Origin of the sequence: Cellvibrio chitinivorans (assembly GCF_035117775.1) — a bacterium.
Lineage (GTDB): Bacteria > Pseudomonadota > Gammaproteobacteria > Pseudomonadales > Cellvibrionaceae > Cellvibrio > Cellvibrio chitinivorans.
Genome location: NZ_JAYKKN010000002.1, coordinates 426,436 through 450,964, shown reverse-complemented (window position 1 = coordinate 450,964; position 24,529 = coordinate 426,436). Strand labels below are relative to the sequence as shown.

Here is a 24,529-nt window from a genome sequence, read left to right as displayed (position 1 = left end):
CAATGGTAATTAGTGAAGATCTCAGTGGAATATTAAAAAATGTTCATTGGCAAATGGACATTCTCCAGCACATCGATGTTGGTCTAGTGGTTATGACTCCAGATTACAAAATAGAAATCTGGAACAGTTTTATGCAAAACCACAGCGGTAAGGCGCCAGAGGATGTACTCAATAAAACCTTATTTGAAGTATTTCCTGAACTTTCTGAGCAGTGGTTCAGACACAAATCCCAACCCGTATTCATATTGCAAAATACCGTTTTTACCACTTGGGAGCAGCGCCCGTATTTGTTTCGCTTCCCTCATTATCGCCCCATCACTGGTACAGCTGAATATATGTACCAAAACAGTACAATTATTCCACTTGTCGATACCAAAGGTGCCGTAAGTCATATTTGTTTGATAATTTATGATGTTACCGATTCTGCAGTAAATAAAATTGCGCAGCAGCAAGCCAATAAGCAATTACAAACTCTCAGCCGTACCGATCACTTAACCGGCCTGTTCAATCGTGGGTACTGGGAATATCGCTTAATAAAAGAGTTTCGGCGCTACGATCGCTATGAGCAGTCCTCCAGCTTAATCATGCTGGATATAGACCATTTCAAAAAGATCAATGATAAGTTTGGCCACACCATCGGAGATGAAGCCATTCGAGGGGTGAGTCGAGCAATCAAAGAGCAAGTGCGCGATTTGGATGTAGCTGGTCGTTACGGCGGCGAAGAATTTGGAATTATTCTAACCAATACCAATGGCGATGGTGCTTGTGTATTCGCAGAACGCTTGCGTGAAGCAATTGAAAAACTAACCATTTTTGCAGAAGGCCATGAGATTAACTTTACTGTTAGTCTGGGTGTTGCTGAGCTGGATAATGAAATACATGATCATAGAGCTTGGATAGAAAAAGCTGATCATGCACTTTATAAATCGAAAGAAAATGGCAGAAATTGCTGTACTTTGTTTTCGTAAAAAGCATTAGAAATAAAAAAGGCTCCGTAGGAGCCTTTTTTATTTTGGCGCTGTTATTCATCAATATCAGCTGCGTCTTTTAAAAATTGTCTATAACTTGAAAAATCATTGCTGCCATAAATATTACCCAACTGCGCAGTGATGGCATTTTTTTGCTCTGGCGTTACATTGTCACTGCTTCCTGAAGTTACTGCAGCAACAGCCACTATCGCTACATCACCATTAGCCGTCATAACTTTGTCAAATGTAGGGCTGTCAGATGCTGGTTTCACCATGTTAAATGCATGACGCAGCACATCTGGGTCAATGTCAGCAGTGTTGCGTGTTACTGCTTTAACCTCTTTGTATTCTATGCCCGCTGCAGCACTTAACTCAGAAAAAGAGCCTCCAGATTTCAAGTCAGCTATGAGTTTTTGTGCCTGTTCATCCAAGAGTGCCTTTGCTTTTTGATCTTTCAGGGTGTTGGTAATTTGATCCTGAACATCAGCAATCGGTTTGACTTGGCTTGCCTTGTAATCAGTCTTTTTCAGCACAAGCACGTTGCTTGAGTCAATTTCAATTACCTCGCTGCTATTACCATCTTGCAGTACATCAGCAGAAAATGCAGCTGTAACTACTTTGGGGTTCGCCATCAAGCCTTTTCCTTTACTACGCTCAAAAAGACCTGAGTTCATGGCTTCAAGGCCTAATGACTGAGCCACCTCTTGCAAACTATCAGCATTGTAGGACTCTTCACGAAGTCTTTCTAATTGTGCAACGAATTGTGCTTCTGCTTCGGCACGTTTTAATTGCTCTTCGATGCTAGCTTTTTGCTCTTCGAATGAAGGTGGTTCGGATCCTTTCTCGGATAGAAGCTTAATAAAGTGAGTGCCGGCATCAGTTTTAACTGTAGCAGAGACTTCGCCCACCTTTAGTGTTGCAAGTGCTGCCTCAAACTCAGTAGGAAATGCATCACCTTTAGAAAATCCGAGATCACCACCTTGCTCTTTACTACCCAGATCGTCTGAGAACTCTTTTGCAATGGCTGCAAAATCATCACCTGCAGCTAATTTGTCGGCAACTGATTTAATTTTATTCTCATCATTATTTTCGATAAGAATATGTGCTGCTTGGCGCTCTGGCGAAGCAACAAAGTTTGTTTGATTTTGATCATATTGTTTGCGCACCTGCTCTTCAGTTACAGGCACCTTACTCATGAGGTCTTGAACGCTCAGACTGATGTAATCGACAGCAATTTGCTCTTCACTTGTGAACATTTGCTGATTTGCATCGTAATAGGCTTGAATTTCGGAAGGATCAATTTGAATTGATTCACGTACTTTTACCACAGGTAAAATGGCATATCCTAGATCACGTGATTGGAAACTCAGCGCAACTATTTCATCAAGTTGACTTGGTGTTGCAAATGCAGTTGCACTTATTCCTGCCTGTAACTGATTAATTACAATCTCATCAGATAAAATTTTTGTATAGGTGCTATGTGTATAGCCCATATTACGCAACACTTGTTGATATCGATTATTATCAAACGCACCAGTCTCATTTTTGAATTGAGGGGCGCTTGCAATTTGCTCGCTAAGATAGGTTTGCCCAACAGCCATACCTGATTTCTCAGCAGCTTGAGACAACACCATACGCTGAACAAGGTTATCTATTACTGGCTTGCGCAAATACTCATCACTAAGAAATTCGGCAGGGACTTGATCGCCGTAAGCGTTCAGCATCTGCTGTTTTTGCATCCCTATTGCTCTGGCAACATCCATCTCAGTAACTGTTTCGCCATTTACTTTAGCTGCCTGATTTGCAGATGTATCCCAGTTGAATAATGCTTCAACACCCGTAAGTGCAAAAATGATCACCAAAAAGCCAATCAAAATAAAAGAGATAACGCCTCTGGAATTGTCTCTGAGGTGTTGTAACATTTTTTACTCCTAGCAGGATGAAGATGTCTCGCGTAGATAAATAACACAAGCAGACAGCTTAATACTTAATTATTCGATGTTTGACTGAGCTATCACTTTTTTCGAAAAGCATATAGCGACTAAAAAAAAAGCGCACCTAGATGCGCCTTTTACATATTTATCTTCAGGGTAAGTTCTGAAAATAACCTATTAGTTAACAGCATCTTTCAATGCTTTACCTGGTTTGAAGCCAGGAACTTTAGCTGCAGCAATTTTGATTTCTGCACCAGTCTGAGGGTTACGGCCAGTACGTGCAGCACGCTCTTTCACAGCAAAAGTACCAAAACCCACCAAAACTACAGAGTCACCATCTTTAAGAGCGCCAGTGATGCTGTCAACGACTGCATCCAAAGCACGTCCGGCAGCAGCTTTAGGAATATCCGCAGATGCGGCAATGGCTTCAATCAGTTCAGTTTTGTTCACACTTAACCCCTTTTGATTATTTATTTCTAAACGCACAGAGCATATTAACGTTGCTTTTAATTTGCCTTAATCTGCGCAGCAAATGAATTGCGATTTATACCAACAGAGTTTCAGAGGGTCAAGGAAAGCTTGCAGCTTTACATAAAACCCCATTATTTCTGATCATTAAACAGGCAAGCACTACAAAATATTGAAGTAGATCACGATAAGCATTAGTGAGTGCTAAGGCGATTTTCAGCTTCAGTAGTCTTTTGCGCAGCCTTCTCCAGCGCCCTATATTCTTCATCGCTTAAGGGCTTGGGGCTGGATTGCAATGCAATTGCCAGAACCTCATCAATCCATTTTACGGGCTTAATACTTAGATCTGCCTTAATGTTATCTGGGATCTCTTTTAAATCGCGCTCATTTTCAGCTGGAATAATGACTGTTTTGATTCCACCTCGGTGAGCTGCCAGTAGCTTCTCTTTTAAGCCTCCAATACGCAAAACTTCTCCGCGCAAAGTTATCTCTCCAGTCATTGCAACATCAGCTCTCACCGGAATAGATGTTTGCACAGACACCAATGCTGTACACATTGCAATCCCCGCACTCGGGCCATCTTTTGGTGTTGCCCCTTCAGGAACGTGGATATGAATGTCAACTTTCTCGTGATGATCTGGAGCAATACCTAGCGCCTGCCCACGCGAACGCACAACAGTAAGAGCAGCTTGGATAGACTCCTGCATAACATCGCCTAGTGAGCCGGTTTTGATAATACGCCCCTTACCTGCCACTGCCGTAGACTCAATAGTTAATAACTCTCCCCCAACTTGGGTCCAAGCAAGGCCTGTTACCTGCCCGATTTGGTCTTTGCTATCCACCTTACCGAAATCAAACTTGCGAACACCTAGCAAGCTTTCCAAAGACGCTGCATCAATCTGACCAGAGCCAGCCTTACCCTTAACATGTAACGTCACAACTTTACGGCAAATTTTTGCCACTTCTCGCTCTAACCCTCTAACTCCAGCCTCGCGGGTGTAATAACGAATAATGTCGCGAATCGCCTCTGGGGCTATCGATATTTCACTTTCTTTCAGGCCGTTTGCTTTCATTTGCTTTGGAATTAAATAACGCTGCGCGATATTTAACTTTTCGTCTTCCGTATAACCAGGGATACGAATTACTTCCATGCGATCCAGCAACGGACCAGGAATATTCATTGAATTAGATGTGCACACAAACATCACATCTGAAAGGTCATAATCAACTTCAAGATAATGATCACTAAAATGGCTATTTTGTTCAGGGTCTAGCACTTCGAGCAAGGCTGATGCTGGGTCTCCGCGATTATCCATGCCCATCTTGTCGATTTCATCCAACAAAAAGAGCGGATTTCGCACTCCTACTTTCGCCATTTTTTGAATAAGTTTTCCAGGCAGAGAACCGATGTAGGTTCTTCTATGCCCGCGGATTTCCGCTTCGTCACGAACCCCTCCCAACGCCATACGTACAAATTCTCTGTTAGTAGCCTTGGCAATAGATTCACCTAAAGATGTTTTCCCCACACCTGGAGGCCCAACCAAGCAAAGAATCGGTCCTTTTATTTTTTTCACGCGTTGCTGGACAGCAAGATACTCAAGAATTCGCTCTTTAACTTCTTCAAGCCCAAAATGATCCTTGTTAAGAATATCTTCTGCTCTACCCAAATCATGTCGCACCTTGCTTCTTTTGCTCCAAGGCACTTTGATCATCCAGTCGATGTAGGCGCGTAATACGGATGCCTCTGCAGACATTGGTGACATCATCTTTAATTTGTTTAACTCTGTTCGAGCTTTTTCTTCTGCATCTTTAGGCATTGAGGCGGCAACAATTTTCTTTTCGAGCTCGTCAGCTTCGCTAACTTCTTCTCCCAGTTCGCCAAGCTCTTTTTGAATGGCTTTGATTTGCTCGTTCAAATAGTACTCGCGCTGACTTTTTTCCATTTGCTTTTTGACGCGACCACGAATTTTTTTCTCGACATGAAATAAGTCCACTTCAGCATCCATTAAATCCAAGAGATGCTCAATACGCTCATGAATATCAGCCATTTCCAAAATGGATTGCTTTTTGGGTAGGTCAAGCGACATATGCGCAGCTATGGTGTCCGCCAAGCGGCCAGGCTCGTCGATACCAGATAGTGAGGTGATAACTTCAACAGGTACTTTCTTACTAAGATTTACGTATTGCTCAAATTGACCAATCGCATTGGCCACCAAGGCACGAGCTTCCGCTGATTCTATTATTGGGCTATCAATCACATCCACGGCAGCCTTAAAGAAACCATCAGCCTCTTCAATAGAGACGATACCAGCTCTCTCCCTCCCCTCAATTAGTACCTTTACTGTTCCATCGGGGAGTTTTAATAACTGAAGGATAGAAGCAATAGTGCCTATTCCGTATAGATCATCTGCTTGAGGTTCATCTTGTTGTGGATTTTTTTGTGCAACCAACAAAACCTGCTTGTCGCTAGCCATTGCCCGCTCAAGTGCTTCAATTGATTTGCCGCGCCCCACAAATAAAGGCGTAACCATATGGGGGTAAACAACTACATCGCGTAAAGGCAGTAATGGAATTTCAGTGATGTGGGATTCTTGAAGAGTTTCAGCGACCATTGGTTCCTCTCTATATCAAAAGGGCAACAATTACCTTGCCATTAAAACCAGATTGGGGTCTGCGACGACGAATTACAAGTTATCACTCTATAAAAAACAAAAAGAGTGCAATTTAGCACTCTTTTTGTTCAACTTGATGAAGACTGAGCCTCCAATCATTCTTCCGATGCGGTTTTTGCGGGCTTATCAGCATTTTCATACACAAGCAAAGGCTCTGCCTCTCCCTTAATCACAGACTCATCCACAACAACTTTTACCACATTTTCTTCGGATGGGATCTTGTACATAGTATCCAGTAAAACTGCTTCCATGATGGATCGCAAACCACGAGCACCAGTTTTGCGCTCTAATGCTCGCTCGGCTACCGCATCCAAAGCATCACTACGGAAGTCTATCTGCACACCTTCCATTTCAAACAGTCGCGCATACTGTTTGGTCAGCGCATTGCGAGGCTCGGTCAAGATTTGAATTAACGCAGCTTTATCTAATTCATCAAGAGTTGCAATCACCGGCAAACGGCCAACAAACTCCGGAATAAGACCGTAACGCACCAAATCTTCTGGCTCCAAATCTTGCAGGGTTTGACCGAAATTGCGTTTGTCATCTTTGCTCTTCACTTCGGCGCCAAAGCCGATACCGCCTTTCTCTGAGCGATCACGAATAACCTTGTCTAAACCAGCAAAAGCACCGCCACAGATGAATAAAATATTTGATGTGTCTACCTGCAAAAATTCTTGTTGAGGATGCTTGCGTCCACCCTGCGGAGGAACTGATGCAACAGTCCCTTCAATCAGCTTTAACAGTGCCTGCTGTACACCTTCACCTGAAACATCACGAGTAATCGAAGGGTTGTCAGATTTGCGTGAAATTTTGTCAATTTCATCAATGTAAACTATGCCCTGCTGGGCTTTTTCTACATCGTAATCGCATTTTTGTAGCAATTTTTGAATGATATTTTCAACATCTTCACCTACATATCCCGCCTCAGTGAGAGTTGTTGCATCAGCGATAGTGAATGGCACATCAAGCAATCTTGCCAATGTCTCAGCCAATAAGGTTTTACCGCTACCAGTTGGACCGACAAGTAGAATATTACTTTTGCCAAGCTCTACAGATTCTTTATCTTTTCCGCCTTTCTCACCAAAACGCAAACGCTTGTAGTGGTTATAAACAGCAACCGCCAATACTTTTTTGGCTCGCTTTTGACCGATAACATATTGATCAAGAATTGCAGATATTTCGTGTGGCTTGGGAAGCTTTTCTGAGTTGCCTTCTGTGGCATTTTCCTGAATCTCTTCACGGATAATGTCATTACAAAGATCAACACATTCATCACAAATAAAAACTGATGGGCCAGCAATTAGTTTGCGAACCTCATGTTGGCTTTTGCCACAGAAAGAGCAATACAACAGCTTTCCGTTTTTATCGCCAGTGTCATTGGTGTGATCTGTCATTGAACCCACTCCATCTAAATTTCTATAACAATGTCAGGACCAAGTCACTCAATTTTAATTGCCTAGTCAATATTTGAACTCGCTTTAATAAAATTGATCTTTAGCCCGCACTATTTCAACAAGCTAATACTATTTAGCAGGTTGCACACGCTTTTCGATTACTTCATCGATTAAGCCGTAATCTTTAGCCTGCTGTGCCGACATAAAATTGTCGCGCTCAGTATCCACTTCAATTTTCTCGATTGGTTGCCCTGAATGAAATGCCATTAATTCATTAAGACGCGAACGAATTTTTAAAATCTCTTGCGCTTGAATATGAATATCAGACGCCTGACCTTGAGCACCACCGCTTGGCTGATGAATCATGACGCGAGAGTTTGGTAAGCAGAAGCGCTTACCTTTGGTGCCAGCATTTAACAAAAATGCCCCCATACTGCACGCCTGACCAATGCACATAGTGCTTACATCTGGCTTGATAAATTGCATGGTGTCATAAATCGACATACCAGCCGTAACTGAGCCACCTGGGGAATTGATATATAAATGAATATCTTTATCGGGGTTTTCAGCTTCCAAAAAAAGCAGCTGAGCAACCACCAAATTTGCCATATAGTCCTCAACCGGACCAACCAGAAATATCACGCGCTCTTTCAGTAGGCGCGAATAAATATCAAATGAACGCTCTCCTCTTGCCGTTTGCTCAATAACAATCGGGACGAGGCCACTATTTACCAGAGGAAACTGAGAGTTTATATGTTGGTATGACATCTTTCTTTTTTGTCCTTAAGCGGGCTGATAGCGTCGCCAATATTGAAAACAATGGTGTTTTGACACTAGAGAGCTTAACCCGTGATGGGATTATATGCCAGTCAAATGAGGTGTTTCGGAGGGGTTTTAGAAAGAGGAAAGCCGCAAAACAAACGTTTTGCGGCTTTTTTAAACGATTAACGCTGAGCGTTTGCCTTGATGATTTCGTCGTAGTTTGTTTCTACTTCTGAAACCCTGGCTTGTGACAAAATGTGATCAACAACCTGATCTTCAAGAACTGCTGATTCTACGCCAGCCATCAGCTCTTGATTACCACTGTAGTAATCAACAACCTCTTGTGGCTCCTGATAGGTAGACGCGATTTCTTCGATCATTGCTTTTACGCGCTTAGCATCAGGCTTGATCTTGGCTGATTTTACAATTTCACCAACGATTAACCCCAAGGTTACGCGACGAGAAGCCTCATCTTGGAACATTGTGTCTGGCAACAAAGTTTTCACATCAAAGTTTTGTTGCTGACCACCGAAGCGTTGCAACATTTGGTTGCGAAGCACTTGAATTTCATTTGCGATCAGTGCTTTAGGTACATCAGTGGTGTGAGATGCAATCAATGCATCCATAACCTGACCTTTTACTTTTGCCTTCAGGGCATTGGCCAGCTCGCGATCCATATTGGCTTTTACTTCTTTGCGGAATTGCTTCTCACCGCCTTTTTCAACGCCAAACTTTTGGAAGAATTCTTTTTTCAGTTCTGGCAATTGCGCTTCAGACACACTGTTAACAGTGATGGCGAATTGAACTGCAGCACCTTTCAATTCCTCAGCTTGATAATCTTCAGGGAAGGTTACAGAGATAACTTTTTCTTCGCCTGCTTTCAGACCAACGATACCCTCTTCAAAACCGGGAATCATAGACTTGGAACCAAGTACCAAGTTGTGGTTTTCTGCTTTTCCACCAGCAAATTCAACGCCATCTTTGGTGCCAAGGAAATTGATATTCACTTGATCGCCATCAGTTGCTGCGCGATCCACCTGGCTCCAAGTTGCTTGATGCTTACGAAGCACCTCAACCATATTGTCTACATCAGCTTCAGTTACTTCAGCTTTATATTTGGTGAGTTCAAATACAGATAAATCACTCAATGCAACAGTTGGATAGACTTCAAAAGTGGCTGTGTATTCGAGATCCTTACCGGCAACTAGCTGCTTTGGCTGAATTGCAGGTTGACCAGCGGGCTTCACATTTTCTTTTTGTACGGCAGCATAGAAAGAACGACTGATAACATCACCTACAACTTCTTGGCGAATACCAGCACCAAAACGTTGCTTAACCACAGACATTGGCACTTTGCCCTTGCGGAAGCCTTTGATGCTGACGTTGCGAGCCGCTTGCTTCAAGCGATTTTCAACTTCGTTTTCTACTTGCTCTGCGGGTACGCCAACGGTTAAACGGCGCCCCAATCCAGAAGTCGTTTCGAGTGAAACCTGCATATATGCCTCGTGAAATAACTGAAAGTGTGTTGCAGTTGATCAAGTACCCTGAAGCACAGAATACTGGGGAATATGGTGCGGACGGAGAGACTCGAACTCTCACACCTTGCGGCGCCAGAACCTAAACCTGGTGTGTCTACCAATTTCACCACGTCCGCTTGGATAATCTTCGAATTATGATTCGTAAGATACTGACTTAAATTTATCGCGCAATAACTTGTTGATTTTTAATGCTTTTTATAAAAATCAGCGAGCCAGCCGCGCGAAGGGTGCTGATTGTGCCACAGTCATTCTGCAGGTTCAAACTTTTTATCAAAACTCTGCGCTAGTTTCGCGTTGGCGCATAATTAATGCACGAAAGCTATCGAACCATGATGTCAATAACTGAGTTGTTAGCTCAGGGCAATTATTGATGTCTGATTCAAACACCTCAACCAGCTCAATAAGGTTATCTTGCCCAAAGGATTTCTTCTCTTTAGGTTTTTCAGGTGATTTGAGCAATTGATTCTGATACTGCAATAGATATGACAGCCAACTATCGGCAGTTTGGGAGAGATTACTTAGCTCTTCCGCTTCGGATGAGGCTCTATCTGCCTGACTTAAAGCACCCATCAAATCTTCGATTGAATTAATCTGAATTAAGTTTTTAATCCTGCAATTCTCTGCAATCTCTCTTAGATAAAAATGTAGCGCCGTTATCAAATGAAAGATAACCGCATCTTTAAGTGCCTGCTGTTCAAGTTTTTGTTTTGAGCTTAATTCACTGTCGGAGATATCAAGCCTTTGCAAAATGGCATTAGCGAAAGCCATTTTCTGATTAACCAGAGGGAGATGATTAACAGCCATAGTTGTTTCGATGGGAAAAGTTGAGTGATCGACTCATTGTTACTGGTGAGCCGATCACTATGGAGTGGAACTATTTTTGTATTTTCCATTTGCCAGCATCGTAAAAAGCCTTCCAGCCAGTCGCCTTGCCGTTAACCTCGGTTTGCACGTACTGCTCTTTGGCTTTGCGGCTAAAGCGAATGATAGCCTTATTGCCTTCTGGGTCAGCAACCGGGGCGGATAGCAAAAAGTGATATTTGGGATCGATTTGATCTTTGTAAGGCAAAAGCTCTTCCACTAAAGGTGCGCGAGTTTCACGGTTCTTGGGGAATTGGCTCGCGGCAAGGAATAGACCTGCAGCACCATCACGCAGAACATAATGATCATCCACTTTTTCGCAACGAAGTTCGGGCATGACGATCGGGTCAACTTTCGGTGGTGCAGCCTCTCCGCTTTTCAGCAGTTTGCGTGTGTTTTTGCACTCGCCATTAGTGCACCCGAAGTATTTACCAAAGCGACCGGTTTTCAGTTGCATTTCACTGCCGCATTTGTCGCACTCGATGGTTGGGCCTTCATAACCTTTAAGGCGATAAGTACCCTGCTCGACTTCATAACCAGAGCAATCGGGGTTGTTGCCACAAATATGCAGCTTGCGGTTTTCATCTAATAAATAGGCATCCATCGCTGAGTTACACAGTTTGCAGCGATGCTTGGCGCGCAGCTGGCGAGATTCCGCCTCTTCATCTGCATCAGCCTCAATGGCCTCATCACCGGAAACCAGATTCATAGTGTGCTTGCAGCGCTCTTTCGGGGGTAGCGCATAACCGGAGCAACCCAGAAAAACACCAGTGCTGCCAGTACGGATTTGCATATGACGACCACAAAGACTGCAGGCGATGTCAGTTTCAGTTGGATCATTGGCTCGCATACCTTTGGCGCTACTGGATGCCAAAGTCAGTTTTTTACTGAATCCGGTATAAAACTCATCAAGCAGGGAGCGCCAATTTTTGCCGCCTTGTGCGACCACATCCAGTGCCTCTTCCATATTGGCGGTAAAACCGTAATCCATAAGGTCATCGAAACTTTCAACCAACCGCTCGGTTACTATGTCACCCATTTTTTCTGCGTAAAAGCGGCGATTTTCCTGGCGCACATAGCCACGTTCTTGAATCGTAGAAATAATTGATGCGTAGGTTGATGGGCGACCAATGGCGCGCTTTTCCAGTTCTTTAACCAAACTGGCTTCGGTATAACGTGCCGCAGGCTTGGTAAAGTGTTGTTGGGGATTGAGCTTCACCAGCGGCAATACCTGCCCTACTTTCATGTCTGGCAATACGACATCTTCATCTTTTTTGGCGACCTGCGGACTGACCTTGGTGTAACCATCAAAACGGATCACGCGGCCGCGGGTGCGCAACTCGTAGTCGCCAGCTTCAACAATTACACTGGTGCTGGTGTATTCGGCAGGCGTCATTTGGCAGGCTACAAACTGCTGCCAGATAAGACCATACAAACGCTCAGCATCCCGCTCCATTCCGCTCAGCTGATTAGGTTGGGTTGCCACATTGGACGGACGTATAGCTTCGTGCGCCTCTTGTGCACCCTCTTTGCTCGAATAAAGTGTTGGCGACTCAGGCAAGTAACGTTTGCCGAAGTTTTCCAAAATGTATTCACGACAAGAATCGACCGCTTCTTTACTCAGATTAGTTGAGTCGGTACGCATATAGGTGATGTAACCAGCCTCGTACAAACGCTGTGCCATCATCATGGTTTTCTTTACGCCAAATCCCAAGCGCGTACTGGCAGCTTGCTGCAAAGTTGATGTAATAAACGGCGCAGATGGTTTTGATTGGGTTGGTTTGTCTTCGCGACTTAACACTTTAAATGCCGCGCCCTGCAAGGCTTTGACGGCAGACATGGTCTGCGCTTCGTTGACAGGCTTAAACGCTTCCTCGCCCTGCTTTTTAACTTCAAAGTTGGCGGTTTGATTTTTATCAGCTTGCAAGTCCGCAGAGAGCGTCCAGTACTCTTCCGGGATAAATGCGCGGATTTCTCGTTCGCGCTCAACCACCAAACGCACAGCAACTGATTGCACGCGACCAGCAGACAAACCGCGTGCGATTTTTTCCCACAGCAAGGGCGATACCATGTAGCCCACAACGCGATCCAAAAAGCGGCGTGCTTGTTGCGCATCTACACGGTTTTGATCAATCGGGCCGGGGGTTTTAAATGCATTTTGAATTGCAGTTTTGGTGATTTCGTTAAAGACCACACGACGATAGCGTGATTCATCGCCGCCGATTGCTTCGCGCAAGTGCCAGGCAATAGCCTCTCCTTCTCTATCCAAGTCGGTTGCGAGATAGACAGTATCTGCCTTTTCCGCGAGCTTTTTCAGCTCATCCACAACCTTTTCTTTGCCTGGGAGAATTTCATACTGCGCCTCCCAACCGTTCTCCGGGTCAATGCCCATGCGGTTGATTAGCTGGGCTTTGCTTTTTTGCGCTTGATATTTGGCTTTTTCATCAGGCGACATCTTGCGTGTGGCGGCAGCTTGTTTGGCGCGCTCTTTGGCATCGATTGGCTTGGCACCACCACTGGTAGGCAAATCGCGAATGTGGCCAATACTGGATTTAACGACAAAATCGCTGCCCAGATATTTGTTAATGGTTTTCGCCTTGGCGGGCGACTCAACGATAACTAAGGATTTACCCATGGTGGTTAGAAATATCTCTATATAAAGAAGGAAGAGTTGTAAGGGGTAGAAAAATACGCCAAGCCATTACAACATCGAGCCTAAGACAGGTTAAACTGCGATAAAGGTGCGCATATATAAGACTTGAATCCCAAGGGGTCAAGCTAAAATTTCCTGCAAGACTTATAGACGAGCTTAGGCTGATAAGCAAAACTTAACCAAACAGCACCCTTCTTTTTACTTTAACTTTGACATTTAATTAATTGATATTTAAGGATATTTAATTTTATAAAAACTTAAGGATAAGAAGCGGATAAAAACATTAAATTCAACTTACCTTAACGCAGTAGATTTTTCGCATGACGCTGATTGTGATTCTGATTTTCTTGATGCTAATAACACTTTTTGCGGTGAGCCTGCTTAACCGCATTCAGCAGCGTCAACGCTTGCGTCGATTGGAGCAGCGCCGTTTGCGAATTCGGGCTGAGGAAATGAGTGAATTGGTCAATTGCCTAGAGCAGACTCTGCCGAATCGCGCCATCACCAAACACATTAACGATATGGTTATCGCACTCCAGCATCAGATGCTGGCACTGGAAGATAAAAATCGTGAGCATCTGGAAGCTGCAATCCAAAAAAGTGAGCAGTACTCTGAAGACTTACTGAACCCTAAAAACCGGCAGAATATTAGTTATCGACGTGACAGTGATGCCCAGATCGCCAAAACCCAGCAGTACTTAAACGAAACCATGCACCTGCTTACCCAACTAGCAGCTCAGGGTGATATTAATGAAGTGGAGCTGGACACTTATTTGGGTGAATTGCGCTGGGCTTATTTAATGGTGTCGGTGATGTCCTATATTGCTCAAGGTGATAAATCCATCGCCATTACCGACCGTTTGGCTTTTTATCGCCGCGCCCAGCAACTGCTAATGGAGTCCATGCATCAAGATCCGCGTCGCTTGCAGATGATTAAAGAATTGAGCGAGATGATTGATGGCGAGCGCAACGGGCTGAGCTACGATTTACGCGAGGCGGCGCCCATAGCCTAATCAGCTATTCAGGCTCTCTAACTGACCTAACTGAGCGAGCATATTGATCAGCATTTCCAGTGTTTCCTGCCCCTCTTTTTCCAGCCAAAAGACACACATTCCCATATTGCCAAAGCTAATCGCCGGCACTGATTCAGGCAGCTGTGGCAGATAAGTTTTGAGAAGTTCACAGGCAGCATCTGTAGGCCGAGCATCGGTCTGCCAATCCCACGCCTGATAAAAATTGCCTTCGTGCTCGTAGTGAGTACGCATAAGAATCCATTCCGGCGCCTCGTTCATTTTGGGTGGTGGGAGATAATAAACAGGAATCGGAGCTGATTGGTCGGTATCCGTTTTTAGTGCTGGCAGGCGGCGCATGCTAAAACGTAGCCCCTGCTTGCTCGCATAAAGGCGCAACTGTTCCTTTCGTTTTTGCCCCGGACTCGGCCGCAGCATAGAGATTGGCCCCAAAATAAGCGCAAAGGTCAGAATCAAAATAATAAAAAAGCCGATATTCATTGAAATCCTTAAAACTTTACAGGGAAACAACTACTCTTAAATTCAGGTCTTAAGTAAACGATACTCAAGGTGTGAAGAGGACAGGAATCATGACAGAAGCCATCAATTACCAACATATTATCGTCGGCGTAGATCTTTCGGATGATTGCCCGCCCGTTATTCGCCGCGCCGCAGCCATCGCCAAAGTGTGCAACGCCAAATTGACACTAGCCTATGTTCTGGAGCCTATCGCCTTTGCTTATGGTGGCGATATGCCCGTGGACTTAAGCGGCGTTCAGGAGCAGCAAGTGCATAAAGCAGAGGCTGATTTGGCATTGCTGGCGAAATCTACCGACTATCCAATCTTGCAGCAGCATGTCCTTGTTGGGCAGCCAGCAGCAGAGCTGCATTATCTTGCCGAACAGGAAGCGGCAGACTTGATCGTCGTTGGCAGTCATGGCCGCAAAGGTTTTGCGCTATTGCTCGGCTCCACACCCAACAGCGTATTGCACGGTGCGACCTGCGACGTTCTTGCCGTTCTGGTAAAGAAACAAACCGGCGACATTGATTAGCCGGTTTTCGTGTTTACGCCCAATACTCCAACTATTCCTGCTGCATATCCTCAAGTTCAGCCCAGCGCTCAAAGCAGTCGTCCAGTTGCTGCTGGACTTGGGCAAGGGCTTGCAGTTTTTGCTCTACTACCGCTGGCGACTGACTATAAAAGTCGCTAGCGCCCGTCTCCTCCTGCAACTCATTTAATCTGAGTTCAAGCGATTCAATTTTTTGCGGAAGCTCATCAAACTCCTTTTGGAACTTATAACTGAGCTTTTTCGTTTTGGCTGCGGGTTTAGCTGTGACATCTGCCACCTCAACTTTTTTGGATTCAACTACACTTGGGCTTGCAGATGCGGCAGGTAACTCATCCGCTTGAGTCCACTTACCCCCCTGACGAATCCAATCGTCATAGCCACCCACATATTCGATCACATTGCCGCGCCCTTCAAAGGCGATAACACTGGAGACGATGTTGTTCAAAAAGGCGCGGTCATGGCTTACCAAAAGCAGCGTGCCTGTGTACTCGGTGAGAATTTCCTCCAGTAGCTCCAGTGTTTCTACATCCAGGTCATTGGTCGGTTCGTCCAACACCAACAAATTCGCCGATTTGCTAAACAATTTTGCCAGTAACACACGATTGCGCTCGCCACCAGACAAGGCGCGCAAAGGCGTGCGGGCGCGCTCGCCGCTAAAAAGAAAATCGGCCAAATAAGAGAAGATATGTTTTGATTTGCCGTCAATGTCGATGAACTCGCGTCCACCTGCGATGTTATCCACAGCATTTTTATCAAGATCCAACTGATCCCGAAGCTGATCAAAATAGGCAACTTCCAAATTGGTGCCCAGCTTTACGCTACCAGATTGCGGCTGCAAGTCGCCCAGAATCAGCTTCAGTAACGTACTTTTACCGGCGCCATTAGCACCAACAAGACCAATTCTGTCGCCGCGCATAATGCGCGATGAAAATTGATTGACGATTTTTTTATCGCCCCAGGAATAGGAAACATCGACCAAATCCGCCACTAGCTTGCCCGAATCGCCACCTGTCGCCAGAGTGAAATTGGCCTTGCCAACGACTTCCCTGCGCTGCGAGCGAACCTCACGCAACGCTTTCAGCGCACGCACGCGTCCTTCATTGCGGGTACGGCGCGCCTTAATCCCCTGACGAATCCAGACTTCTTCTTGCGCGAGACGTTTATCAAATAACTCGTTGTGGCGCGCTTCATCGGCCAACGCCTGCTCGCGATACACCAAAAAGCTTTCGTAATCACCCGCCCAATAACGCAGATGGCCGCGATCCAGCTCGGCGATATGGGTGGCCAGCGCTTGTAGTAACGAGCGGTCATGGGTGATAAACACCAAGGCACCGTTGTAATTGAGCAGCTGTTTTTCCAGCCATTCAATGGCGGCGATATCCAAATGGTTGGTCGGCTCATCGAGCAAAAGCACATCTGGCTCAAGCACCAAGGCGCGCGCCAAGGCCACGCGGCGACGCCACCCTCCCGACAACTCGCGCATATAACGCTCGGCCGGTAAATCAAGGCGGGAGATAATTTCATCCACCTTTTGCTGCAAAGCCCAGCCATCGTTGGCTTCGATTTGATGCTGAACCTCGGTCATGCGCGCCAACTGCGCTTCACTGATCTCTGGCAGATGTGAGAGCAAACGATATTCCGCCAGCAGCTCACCTACACCTTTTGCGCCAGCGGCGACTGCATCAAACACCAATTTGTCGTCTGCTTCTGGCAAATCCTGCTCAAGACGGGCGACACGAATTCCGGTTTGACGAATAACCTCGCCTTTATCCAAATCAACTTCACCGTCGATCACCTTTAATAAGCTCGATTTGCCGGTGCCGTTGCGCCCGATCAAACACAAACGCTGACCGCGCTCAATAGTCAGATCAACCTTATCAAGAAGTACTTGCAGGCCGTAGCTAAGCTCGGCTTTTTCAATTTTTATCAAAGACATAGAAGGAATAATTCAGGTAGTTTTGCAACGAAAATGATACTGGCAGAAGCATCGACGGGCTGGTATTCTCAAAGCAACTTTGGCTCTTTGCCAAGGCTTTTATCATGACGACGACATCATTCATACGCCCGCACGAGGCGCAAAAAGTGCCGCATCATATCCCACAAAAAAGGCATAACCAACCCGCTCGGGTTTGATAAGACTCTGAGGTACCCATGAGGTTTTCAAAAATACTTTGGCAAGTAGCGCTAAGTGCCAGTGTATTCGTTGGCAGTATCACCCTGACTTCTGCACAAGCCGCCGCCGATGCGCGCCAAGTTGAACGACAAAAATATGCGCAGGCGCAAAAAGCACTCAACGCCAAAAGCATGGGCGAATACAACCGCCTGTTGAAACAACTGCAAGATTACCCCCTACTGCCCTATCTTGAATATCAGGAAATTGTCGATCGCTTAATCACTCTACCTAAGACAGATGTAGAGCGTTTTTTTGCGCGCTATCCAGATTCTTTTTTGGCTGAGCGCTTAACCCACCGCTGGCTGCGCACCTTGGCACAACGCGACCGCTGGGCAGATTATTTGCATTTTTACGATAAGCGCTTGAGTGATCCAGAACTCGCCTGTTTGCATTTGCGCGCACGTTTAATGACAGGAGATAAGAGCGCACTGAATGATGTTGCACCGCTCTGGAATATTGAAAAAGCGCAATCAAAAGCCTGTGACCCGGTATTTGATCAATGGCGAAAAGCCGGATTTATGACCCCCGATTTAATTTGGGAGCGCCACTTAAAAGCGATCAAAGCAGGTAATAAAGGTATGGCCAGTTACTTGACCAATTTATTGCCAACTGCAGATAGATCAATGGCGACTTTATTACAGCAGGTAGATGCGAATCCGCGCCTGTTAAAACAAACAGGAAAATTCTCCAAGCAATCATCAAAAATGAAAGATGTGATTTTGCATGGTTTGAGCAAACTTGCGCGTACCAATGCCAAAGAAGCCTTAACACTTTGGCACAGTTACGATGCGCAACAATTGTTTGATGATAACGACCGCATTGAAGTGAAATACCAAATCGCTTTGCGTTTGCTTTATCAAGATCATGAAGTAGAAGCCGAAAAATTAGTTGCCTCTACGCCCAATTTAACCCGGGTGGATTTACTTGAATGGCTGCTGCGTGAATCGCTGCGCAAACAAGACTGGGAGCAAGTTAATGAATGGCTTGCGCGATTGCCAGAAGATGCACGTAAAACCGAACGCTGGCGTTATTGGCAAGCGCGCACAATGGAAGAACTTGCGATAAAAGAAGTGAACGGCGAAACACCAATGGCGATTTACAACAGCGTTGCGCCAGCAAGAAGCTTTTATGGTTTTTTGGCGGCAGACAAAACTGGAGTGAATTATCACCTGCTCGACCGCCCCATGACCTTCACCAAAGAACAGGTTGCCGCAGTAGAAAATGCACCAGGCATTTTGCGTGCGCGTGAGTTTTTTGTGCGTGGCGAACTAGGTGCTGCGAACCGCGAATTCTTCTACACCACCCGCCGCATGCCGCCAGAACAGATGGTTATTGCCGGGCGATTGGCAGAAAAACTAGGTTGGTATCGCAACGGCATTCAGGTGATGGCAGAGGCAGAATCTTGGGATGAATTGGAAGTGCGTTTCCCGATTGTGTATAAAGAACATGTCTCCAAGGCGGCGAAACAAACATCGGTAAACCCGCTGTTTATATTTGCGGTCGCTCGTCAAGAAAGTGCTTTTTCTCACGATGCGAAATCCACCGCTGGCGCAGTTGGGCTTATGCAGTTGCTGCCATCTACCGCCAAACAAACCGCACAGAAAAATGGTTTGAGCTTTGCGCCGAATGATTTGATCACTCCAGAAAAAAATATCGCGCTTGGCAGCCGCTATTTAAATCACTTACTTGGCGTATTTGATGGCAATCGCATTTTAGCTGCTGCCGCATACAACGCAGGACCATCGCGCGTTAAGCAGTGGATGAACAAAGAAAAATCCGCGCAGCTTCCCTATGATGTTTGGATCGAAACAATTCCATACAAAGAAACGCGCGGATACGTACAAAATATTCTGGCGTTTTCGGTGATTTACGCGTACCGATTAGGACAAGAGACAAACTTTGTGACTAAAGCCGAAGCGACACGCCAGCTTTAACCAAAGCAAGCTTGCATTCAAAAACGAAAAGGCCGCACTGATTTATTCAGTGCGGCCTTTTATTTGCGCGTAGTTTTATATTTAGTGAATTTTGGGTTTGCCAATGTTGATTAGTTAACTTTTTTAGCTAACTTTTTTAATTAGATAGTCGCGCAATCTTTTTTGTACGACAGCAGCCAACTCATCAGGCTGGAATTTGGATAAGAAGTCATTACATCCCACCTTCTCTACCATCGCCTTATTGAAGCTGCCGCTAAGCGATGTATGCAGAACGACATACAAATCTGACATGGCGGGATTTTTACGAATTTCTGCTGTTAGCCTATAACCATCCATCTCCGGCATTTCTGCATCGGTCACCAGCATCAGAATTTCATCACTAACTTTGCGCCCTGCAGCTATCCACTGCTGCAACATGGTCAATGCCTGCAAGCCATCCTGAACCGACAAGACTTCAACACCAATATTAGCCAAAGTCTCTTTGACCTGTGTTGCAGCAGTTGGGGAATCCTCTGCGAGCAGTATTTTTAGCTTGCGTTTTTTTGCCTCTGCAGCCAAATCAAAATCCAAAACGCGGTCAGAGACATTGGTGTTGTAAGGAATAATGTCAGCTAATACACGCTCAACATCAAGAATTTCTACCAGTTGCTCATCTACCTTTGTAATAGCCGTTAAGAAATGGCTGCGCCCTGCACCTTTAGGCGGAGGCAAAATAGATTCCCAATTGAGGTTAACAATGCGATCAACTGTGCCAATTAAAAATGCCTGAACCGAGCGATTGTATTCAGCCACAATCAAATTCGCATTTTCCAAATCCTTTAACTCGCTCATACCGATAGCTGCACGTAAATCGATCACCGGTACAGTTTGGCCACGCAAATGTGCAACACCACGAATATGCGGATGACTGTGTGGCACGCTGCGCAAGGCAGGTATTTTTACGACCTCTTGCACCTTGAATACATTGATTGCAAACAACTGGCGACCGCCCAAACGGAACATCAGTAATTCAAGGCGATTTTCCCCCACCAGACGGGTGCGCTGATCAATTGAGTCTAATAATTTGGACATGCAAGTACCATCATAATGACGGCGCCATTCGGCACCACGCTTAAAACCCTTTAATTATAGAAGGAAATCAACGATAAACGGAATTTCACGCAGAATAAGCAGTCTGATCGGGGCATCCTCATTGTAAGCGCACAAATGGCGACTACACTTTCCTAAGACCACGCTAATAAAAGAACTCAATCTACAAACAATATGCCATGACCGATACTATCCCTCTACTCGCCCGCCAGCCTATTTTTGATGGGAATATGCAGGTTGTTGCTTATGAATTACTTTGCCGCAATAGCGATTTAAAATTTATCTCCTCGACCGATGGTGATGCCGCAAGCTCGCAAGTGTTGCTCAATGCCTTTACCGAATTATCCATTGAGCAAGTCGTTGGCGATCATAAAGCCTTTGTCAATTTTACTCGCACCCTACTCAATGCCCCGCCGCCGTTCAGCCGTCAAAAGCTCGTGATTGAAGTGCTTGAAGGTCAACGTGTGGATGCCTCCATGCTGCACTCACTCAAACAATTGCGCGAACAGGGCTATACCATTGCACTGGATGATTTTGAGCTGGATGCAGAGAGTGAAAATTTGGTGGCTTACGCAGACATCATCAAGCTGGATGTATTGAGCTTATCGCCCGAAAAATTGCAGCAGCATATCGATTACCTGAAGCCATTTAACATCACGCTAATTGCAGAAAAAGTTGAAACCTATGAAATGTTTGAGCAGTGCAAAGCCTTGGGTTTTGATTTATTTCAAGGCTATTTTCTAGCCAAACCGAGAGTAATTACCGGACGAAAAATTTCTGAAAACAAACAATCGGTATTGCAACTCTTATCGGCACTGCAAGATCCGGACATCGCTATCGAGCAAGTGGAGCGCATGATCGCGCGCGACACCTTACTCAGTTTTAAACTATTGCGTTTGGTGAATTCAGCAGCTTTTGGGTTATCGCGCAATGTAGAATCATTGCGGCAAGCAATCATGCTGCTGGGCTTAAATAAACTGAGAAATTGGGTAAATCTGCTGGCACTATCCAATTTAAGCGGAAAACCACATGAGCTCAGTGTTGCAGCATTAACCCGCGCGCGCATGTGTGAAATGATTGCGACCAAAATGAATCAACGCAGCCGCCCTGACACTTACTTTACTGTGGGTTTACTATCGACATTGGATGCTTTTCTCGATTTGCCGCTCGCAGAATTACTCAGTAATTTATCGCTCAGTGAAACACTGAACAAAGCGATGCTCAGTCATGCAGGACCGGAAGGAATGGTGTTGCAGGTTGTGCAAGCGCATGAACAAGGTCAGTGGCAAGATATCGACTGGCAACAGCTATCAGACCTGGGTTTAACCCCCGACCTTATCGCCGAGATTTACGTGGAGTCGCTGCATTGGGTTGCGGAAACTATGAATACACTGGGTTTGGCGACCAAACATTAAATCGCACTTAAAGTCCGATGCGCGCAAGAAATTCCGCAGCTTGAGCTGAATCAAAAGGCCAGCCGAGTTCGTCGGGATGATTGGGCGATTTTAATACTGGAATTCTGACCCCGTAACGCTCGACCAACTCATCTGACTCAGAAATTTCAATCTCTTCCAATTGGATTGAGTCAGGGTCTAGCAGAGGAATTACAATTTCTTTGGCTAGCTCACACAGATGACAGCCAAGAGTGGAATATAAATAGATGGATTGCATTGCGCATCGCCTCAAAAAAGTCGCAGTGTACCAGTTAGGCGATGCGCATTTCGTTGAAAAATCAGCTCAAATCCTGAGCCAATAATTGTTCTACAAACTCGCGGAACCGCTGGCCTTGCGCCTGATCAACTTCGGTTTCGCCGGTCACATTTTCGGCCATATTGGCTAACAGTAATTTAGGCTCGCTAAATTCAGAGGCGCGATCCAAGCTCGCCAGCAAGTCTTTAATAAAGTTACCCAGCGGTAACAATTGATCGGCCAGCAGGTTTTGTTTATCAACATTGCCCGATGCACTGCTTGGCTCAAACGCTTGATACGCCTGTGTTACCTGCTGAATTTCAGCCTGCGCCAAATTGAGTGAGAAATTACTGATCTGCTCGGCGTCGTAGCCCAAATTCATAGCCTGATCGAAGGCTGCATCCAAATTTCCGGCAAAGAATTGACCCGCAAGATCATTTACTCGCCCGAGCAAATCATTAATTGCGCTCAACTCGTCTTCGCTTAGTTCTCCTTCAATCGATAACGAAAAACTCTGGCTAGAGCTATAACTCGCATTCATCGCGCTGACGCTATTATTGCCGCGCCCTGCCCGACCAGCTTCTACCGCCAAGCCTTCGCTTGATGTCGCTTTGATGGTGACCCTATCACCTTCTTTTGTCGTCAATTCAAAACTGAATTCACGTGCGCGCCCGTATTCGTAATTGCCATACCCCATGTAACTGCTTGATGCCGCAGGGATGAAATCAGGCACATCCAATGTTGCTGCAGGTTTGTTGGCACCTGCGGTTTTGAGCGTTTCGCCCGTTTGGCCGGATGTAGATGGAGTAGCTTCTGGAGTATCAGCTTCAGTTGATTGAATAAATTTCGAGCGAAGCTCATCGATTCCTTCAAGTACCAAATCATAAGTCTTGCCGATATCGGTTTTTACTTCGGGGGACAACAAGCTCAGCGCTTCCAGCTTCTCACTTGCTTCTGCAAACCCTTTCTTGAATCCTGATAAACCAGCTTCAAGACGAGCCTGCAACTGCTCTTGAGTTGCGCCATCGGCCACATCCATCTGCAAGCGGCGTTCGATGAAACCCAAAATATTGCCGGCCACTTTTTCCGCGGTCAGTGGCTCAAAGGTTTCATATTCGGCGCTGGCTGCCTGCCCGCGAGAGCTGATCTTTTCATACGCCATGGTGAGGGTGCGGTTAACAATTTGCAGCGCTGTTTGGCGCTTATCCTGCACGCTGGATGAATCCGAGTTAGTCAGGTTAGCAGTTTTCGCGGAATTCCCCTGAGCGGCCGAGTTTGACGTGCTCACAGGAGAGTTCTGGTTAGCGTTAGCACCAGCGGGATTAAGAGCGGAATTGTTAAGCGAGGATATGTTCATAAAGTCACCTGAGTGCAGCAGAGCTGTCTATAGTCCACAGGTTATCGGCCTGATGCAGGGGTTCTTCAATACTTATTTTCGCGTTAATACCAGGGTTGTTATAACCACAATCGCAATAACCCCCAAGAACAACAACCCATACTTGCCCTTGGGGCTCTCTTGCGGAACATATTTGGGCTGATTACCAGACGCGCGATTTGGAGACGAAGATCGGGTTGGTGCGATGTTTTTTTCGCGCGGGATAACCTTGGGCTTAGCTTCAAGTGTTTCCGGTTTGGCCGATAAAGGCACCTTACGCACGGTGGTTTTGGCCATATCATCTGTCGGCCCCAGAACACCAAAGGTCAGCGCATCGAATCGCAGCTCATCGCCCCGCTTTACTCGCGCTTCAGCCACGCGCTTTCCATTGAGGAAAGTGCCATTGGCAGAATCCAGATCCTTCACAAATAACATACCGTCGATAATGTTCAATTGCGCATGGCGGCGCGACAGGTGTGCAGCAGCCAAGCTGATATCACAATCGCTTGCACGACCAATAATGTTGATATCTTTAAGCGGAAAAATACGACCAGCAAACGCGGAATGATTTGCCTTTAATGACCAACCTGTCGTTTTAGGCATGCGCACTTGGGTAGCAGAAGCCGATTCATCGACAACCACTCTGGCTTCGCGCTTTGGATCTATAACAATTAGCTCAACCTGTCCCAAACTAATTTGATCGTCTGGTTTAAGCTCGCAAGCGCCAGTCACAGATTGGCCGTTAACCAAAACCGGCTGTGTAGGGACGAGATTGCGTAAAGTGAGATGTTCGTTATCGACCAGCACCTCCATATGAACATCACTGGCAAGCGGGTCATCGATAACCAATGCATTTGTTGCAGAGCGACCGATACTAATTTTGGGTTCAACTAACCACACCGCATTGTATTTATTATCTTTAAAGCGGATTTTGAGCAT

General features: G+C 45.7%; 19 protein-coding genes and 1 tRNA gene. 5 read left to right on the top strand and 15 right to left on the bottom strand.

Features of this window, described 5'->3' with window-relative positions; genetic code table 11:
• The first annotated feature begins 2 nt into the window (after window positions 1-2).
• Window positions 3-968 (top strand): GGDEF domain-containing protein, encoded by a 966-nt coding sequence (locus SPL68_RS08675; RefSeq protein WP_323814693.1) that lies wholly within the window; start codon window positions 3-5, stop codon window positions 966-968.
• Window positions 969-1,021: 53 nt separating this feature from the next.
• On the opposite strand, the gene SPL68_RS08670 is transcribed toward SPL68_RS08675, so the two are convergent.
• The 9 genes from SPL68_RS08670 to topA form a co-directional block, all read right to left on the bottom strand.
• The gene (locus SPL68_RS08670; protein ID WP_323814692.1) at window positions 1,022-2,890 is read right to left on the bottom strand and encodes a SurA N-terminal domain-containing protein; all 1,869 of its coding nucleotides are present in this window, start codon (window positions 2,888-2,890) and stop codon (window positions 1,022-1,024) included.
• Window positions 2,891-3,079: 189 nt separating this feature from the next.
• Entirely contained in the window at window positions 3,080-3,352 is a 273-nt protein-coding gene (locus SPL68_RS08665; protein WP_323814691.1) for an HU family DNA-binding protein, read from the bottom strand.
• Window positions 3,353-3,564: 212 nt separating this feature from the next.
• Complete coding sequence (gene lon / locus SPL68_RS08660) at window positions 3,565-5,982, bottom strand: endopeptidase La (protein WP_323814690.1); 2,418 nt, start codon at window positions 5,980-5,982, stop codon at window positions 3,565-3,567.
• A gap of 155 nt (window positions 5,983-6,137) precedes the next feature.
• Entirely contained in the window at window positions 6,138-7,436 is a 1,299-nt protein-coding gene (clpX, locus tag SPL68_RS08655) for an ATP-dependent Clp protease ATP-binding subunit ClpX (RefSeq protein ID WP_323814689.1), read from the bottom strand.
• Between the two features lie 129 nt (window positions 7,437-7,565).
• Window positions 7,566-8,204, bottom strand: a complete 639-nt coding sequence (gene clpP, locus SPL68_RS08650) for an ATP-dependent Clp endopeptidase proteolytic subunit ClpP (RefSeq protein WP_323814688.1) — start codon at window positions 8,202-8,204, stop codon at window positions 7,566-7,568.
• A gap of 176 nt (window positions 8,205-8,380) precedes the next feature.
• A complete protein-coding gene (gene tig, locus SPL68_RS08645) occupies window positions 8,381-9,694 on the bottom strand; it encodes a trigger factor (RefSeq protein WP_323814687.1) in 1,314 nt (437 codons plus the stop codon).
• A gap of 73 nt (window positions 9,695-9,767) precedes the next feature.
• Window positions 9,768-9,852: transfer RNA gene (locus SPL68_RS08640), tRNA-Leu, on the bottom strand.
• A gap of 154 nt (window positions 9,853-10,006) precedes the next feature.
• Window positions 10,007-10,540 (bottom strand): DUF6586 family protein, encoded by a 534-nt coding sequence (locus SPL68_RS08635; RefSeq protein WP_323814686.1) that lies wholly within the window; start codon window positions 10,538-10,540, stop codon window positions 10,007-10,009.
• Window positions 10,541-10,610: 70 nt separating this feature from the next.
• Window positions 10,611-13,232: a type I DNA topoisomerase gene (gene topA, locus SPL68_RS08630; RefSeq protein WP_323814685.1), complete on the bottom strand. Its 2,622-nt coding sequence runs from the start codon at window positions 13,230-13,232 to the stop codon at window positions 10,611-10,613.
• A gap of 338 nt (window positions 13,233-13,570) precedes the next feature.
• Here topA and SPL68_RS08625 point away from each other — a divergent pair, with 338 nt between their 5' ends.
• Entirely contained in the window at window positions 13,571-14,263 is a 693-nt protein-coding gene (locus tag SPL68_RS08625) for a hypothetical protein (RefSeq protein ID WP_323814684.1), read from the top strand.
• On the opposite strand, the gene SPL68_RS08620 is transcribed toward SPL68_RS08625, so the two are convergent.
• Window positions 14,264-14,761 carry a hypothetical protein gene (locus tag SPL68_RS08620; RefSeq protein WP_323814683.1) on the bottom strand — a complete coding sequence of 166 codons (498 nt, stop codon included), beginning with the start codon at window positions 14,759-14,761 and terminating at the stop codon, window positions 14,264-14,266.
• Window positions 14,762-14,850: 89 nt separating this feature from the next.
• Here SPL68_RS08620 and SPL68_RS08615 point away from each other — a divergent pair, with 89 nt between their 5' ends.
• The gene (locus tag SPL68_RS08615) at window positions 14,851-15,312 is read left to right on the top strand and encodes a universal stress protein (RefSeq protein WP_323814682.1); all 462 of its coding nucleotides are present in this window, start codon (window positions 14,851-14,853) and stop codon (window positions 15,310-15,312) included.
• 31 nt (window positions 15,313-15,343) lie between these two features.
• Here SPL68_RS08615 and SPL68_RS08610 read toward each other — a convergent pair whose 3' ends face one another.
• Window positions 15,344-17,266 carry an ATP-binding cassette domain-containing protein gene (locus SPL68_RS08610; RefSeq protein WP_323814681.1) on the bottom strand — a complete coding sequence of 641 codons (1,923 nt, stop codon included), beginning with the start codon at window positions 17,264-17,266 and terminating at the stop codon, window positions 15,344-15,346.
• A gap of 215 nt (window positions 17,267-17,481) precedes the next feature.
• On the opposite strand from SPL68_RS08610, the gene SPL68_RS08605 reads away from it, so the two are divergent.
• Window positions 17,482-19,437 (top strand): transglycosylase SLT domain-containing protein, encoded by a 1,956-nt coding sequence (locus SPL68_RS08605; RefSeq protein WP_323814680.1) that lies wholly within the window; start codon window positions 17,482-17,484, stop codon window positions 19,435-19,437.
• A gap of 123 nt (window positions 19,438-19,560) precedes the next feature.
• On the opposite strand, the gene SPL68_RS08600 is transcribed toward SPL68_RS08605, so the two are convergent.
• A complete protein-coding gene (locus SPL68_RS08600) occupies window positions 19,561-20,508 on the bottom strand; it encodes a chemotaxis protein CheV (RefSeq protein WP_323814679.1) in 948 nt (315 codons plus the stop codon).
• 197 nt (window positions 20,509-20,705) lie between these two features.
• On the opposite strand from SPL68_RS08600, the gene SPL68_RS08595 reads away from it, so the two are divergent.
• Window positions 20,706-21,941: an EAL and HDOD domain-containing protein gene (locus SPL68_RS08595; protein ID WP_323814678.1), complete on the top strand. Its 1,236-nt coding sequence runs from the start codon at window positions 20,706-20,708 to the stop codon at window positions 21,939-21,941.
• 7 nt (window positions 21,942-21,948) lie between these two features.
• Here SPL68_RS08595 and SPL68_RS08590 read toward each other — a convergent pair whose 3' ends face one another.
• The 3 genes from SPL68_RS08590 to SPL68_RS08580 form a co-directional block, all read right to left on the bottom strand.
• Window positions 21,949-22,197 carry a glutaredoxin family protein gene (locus SPL68_RS08590; protein WP_323814677.1) on the bottom strand — a complete coding sequence of 83 codons (249 nt, stop codon included), beginning with the start codon at window positions 22,195-22,197 and terminating at the stop codon, window positions 21,949-21,951.
• A 61-nt stretch (window positions 22,198-22,258) separates the two neighbouring features.
• A complete protein-coding gene (locus SPL68_RS08585) occupies window positions 22,259-23,572 on the bottom strand; it encodes a DUF5610 domain-containing protein (protein ID WP_323814676.1) in 1,314 nt (437 codons plus the stop codon).
• 72 nt (window positions 23,573-23,644) lie between these two features.
• Window positions 23,645-24,529 carry an FHA domain-containing protein gene (locus SPL68_RS08580; protein ID WP_323814675.1) on the bottom strand — a complete coding sequence of 295 codons (885 nt, stop codon included), beginning with the start codon at window positions 24,527-24,529 and terminating at the stop codon, window positions 23,645-23,647.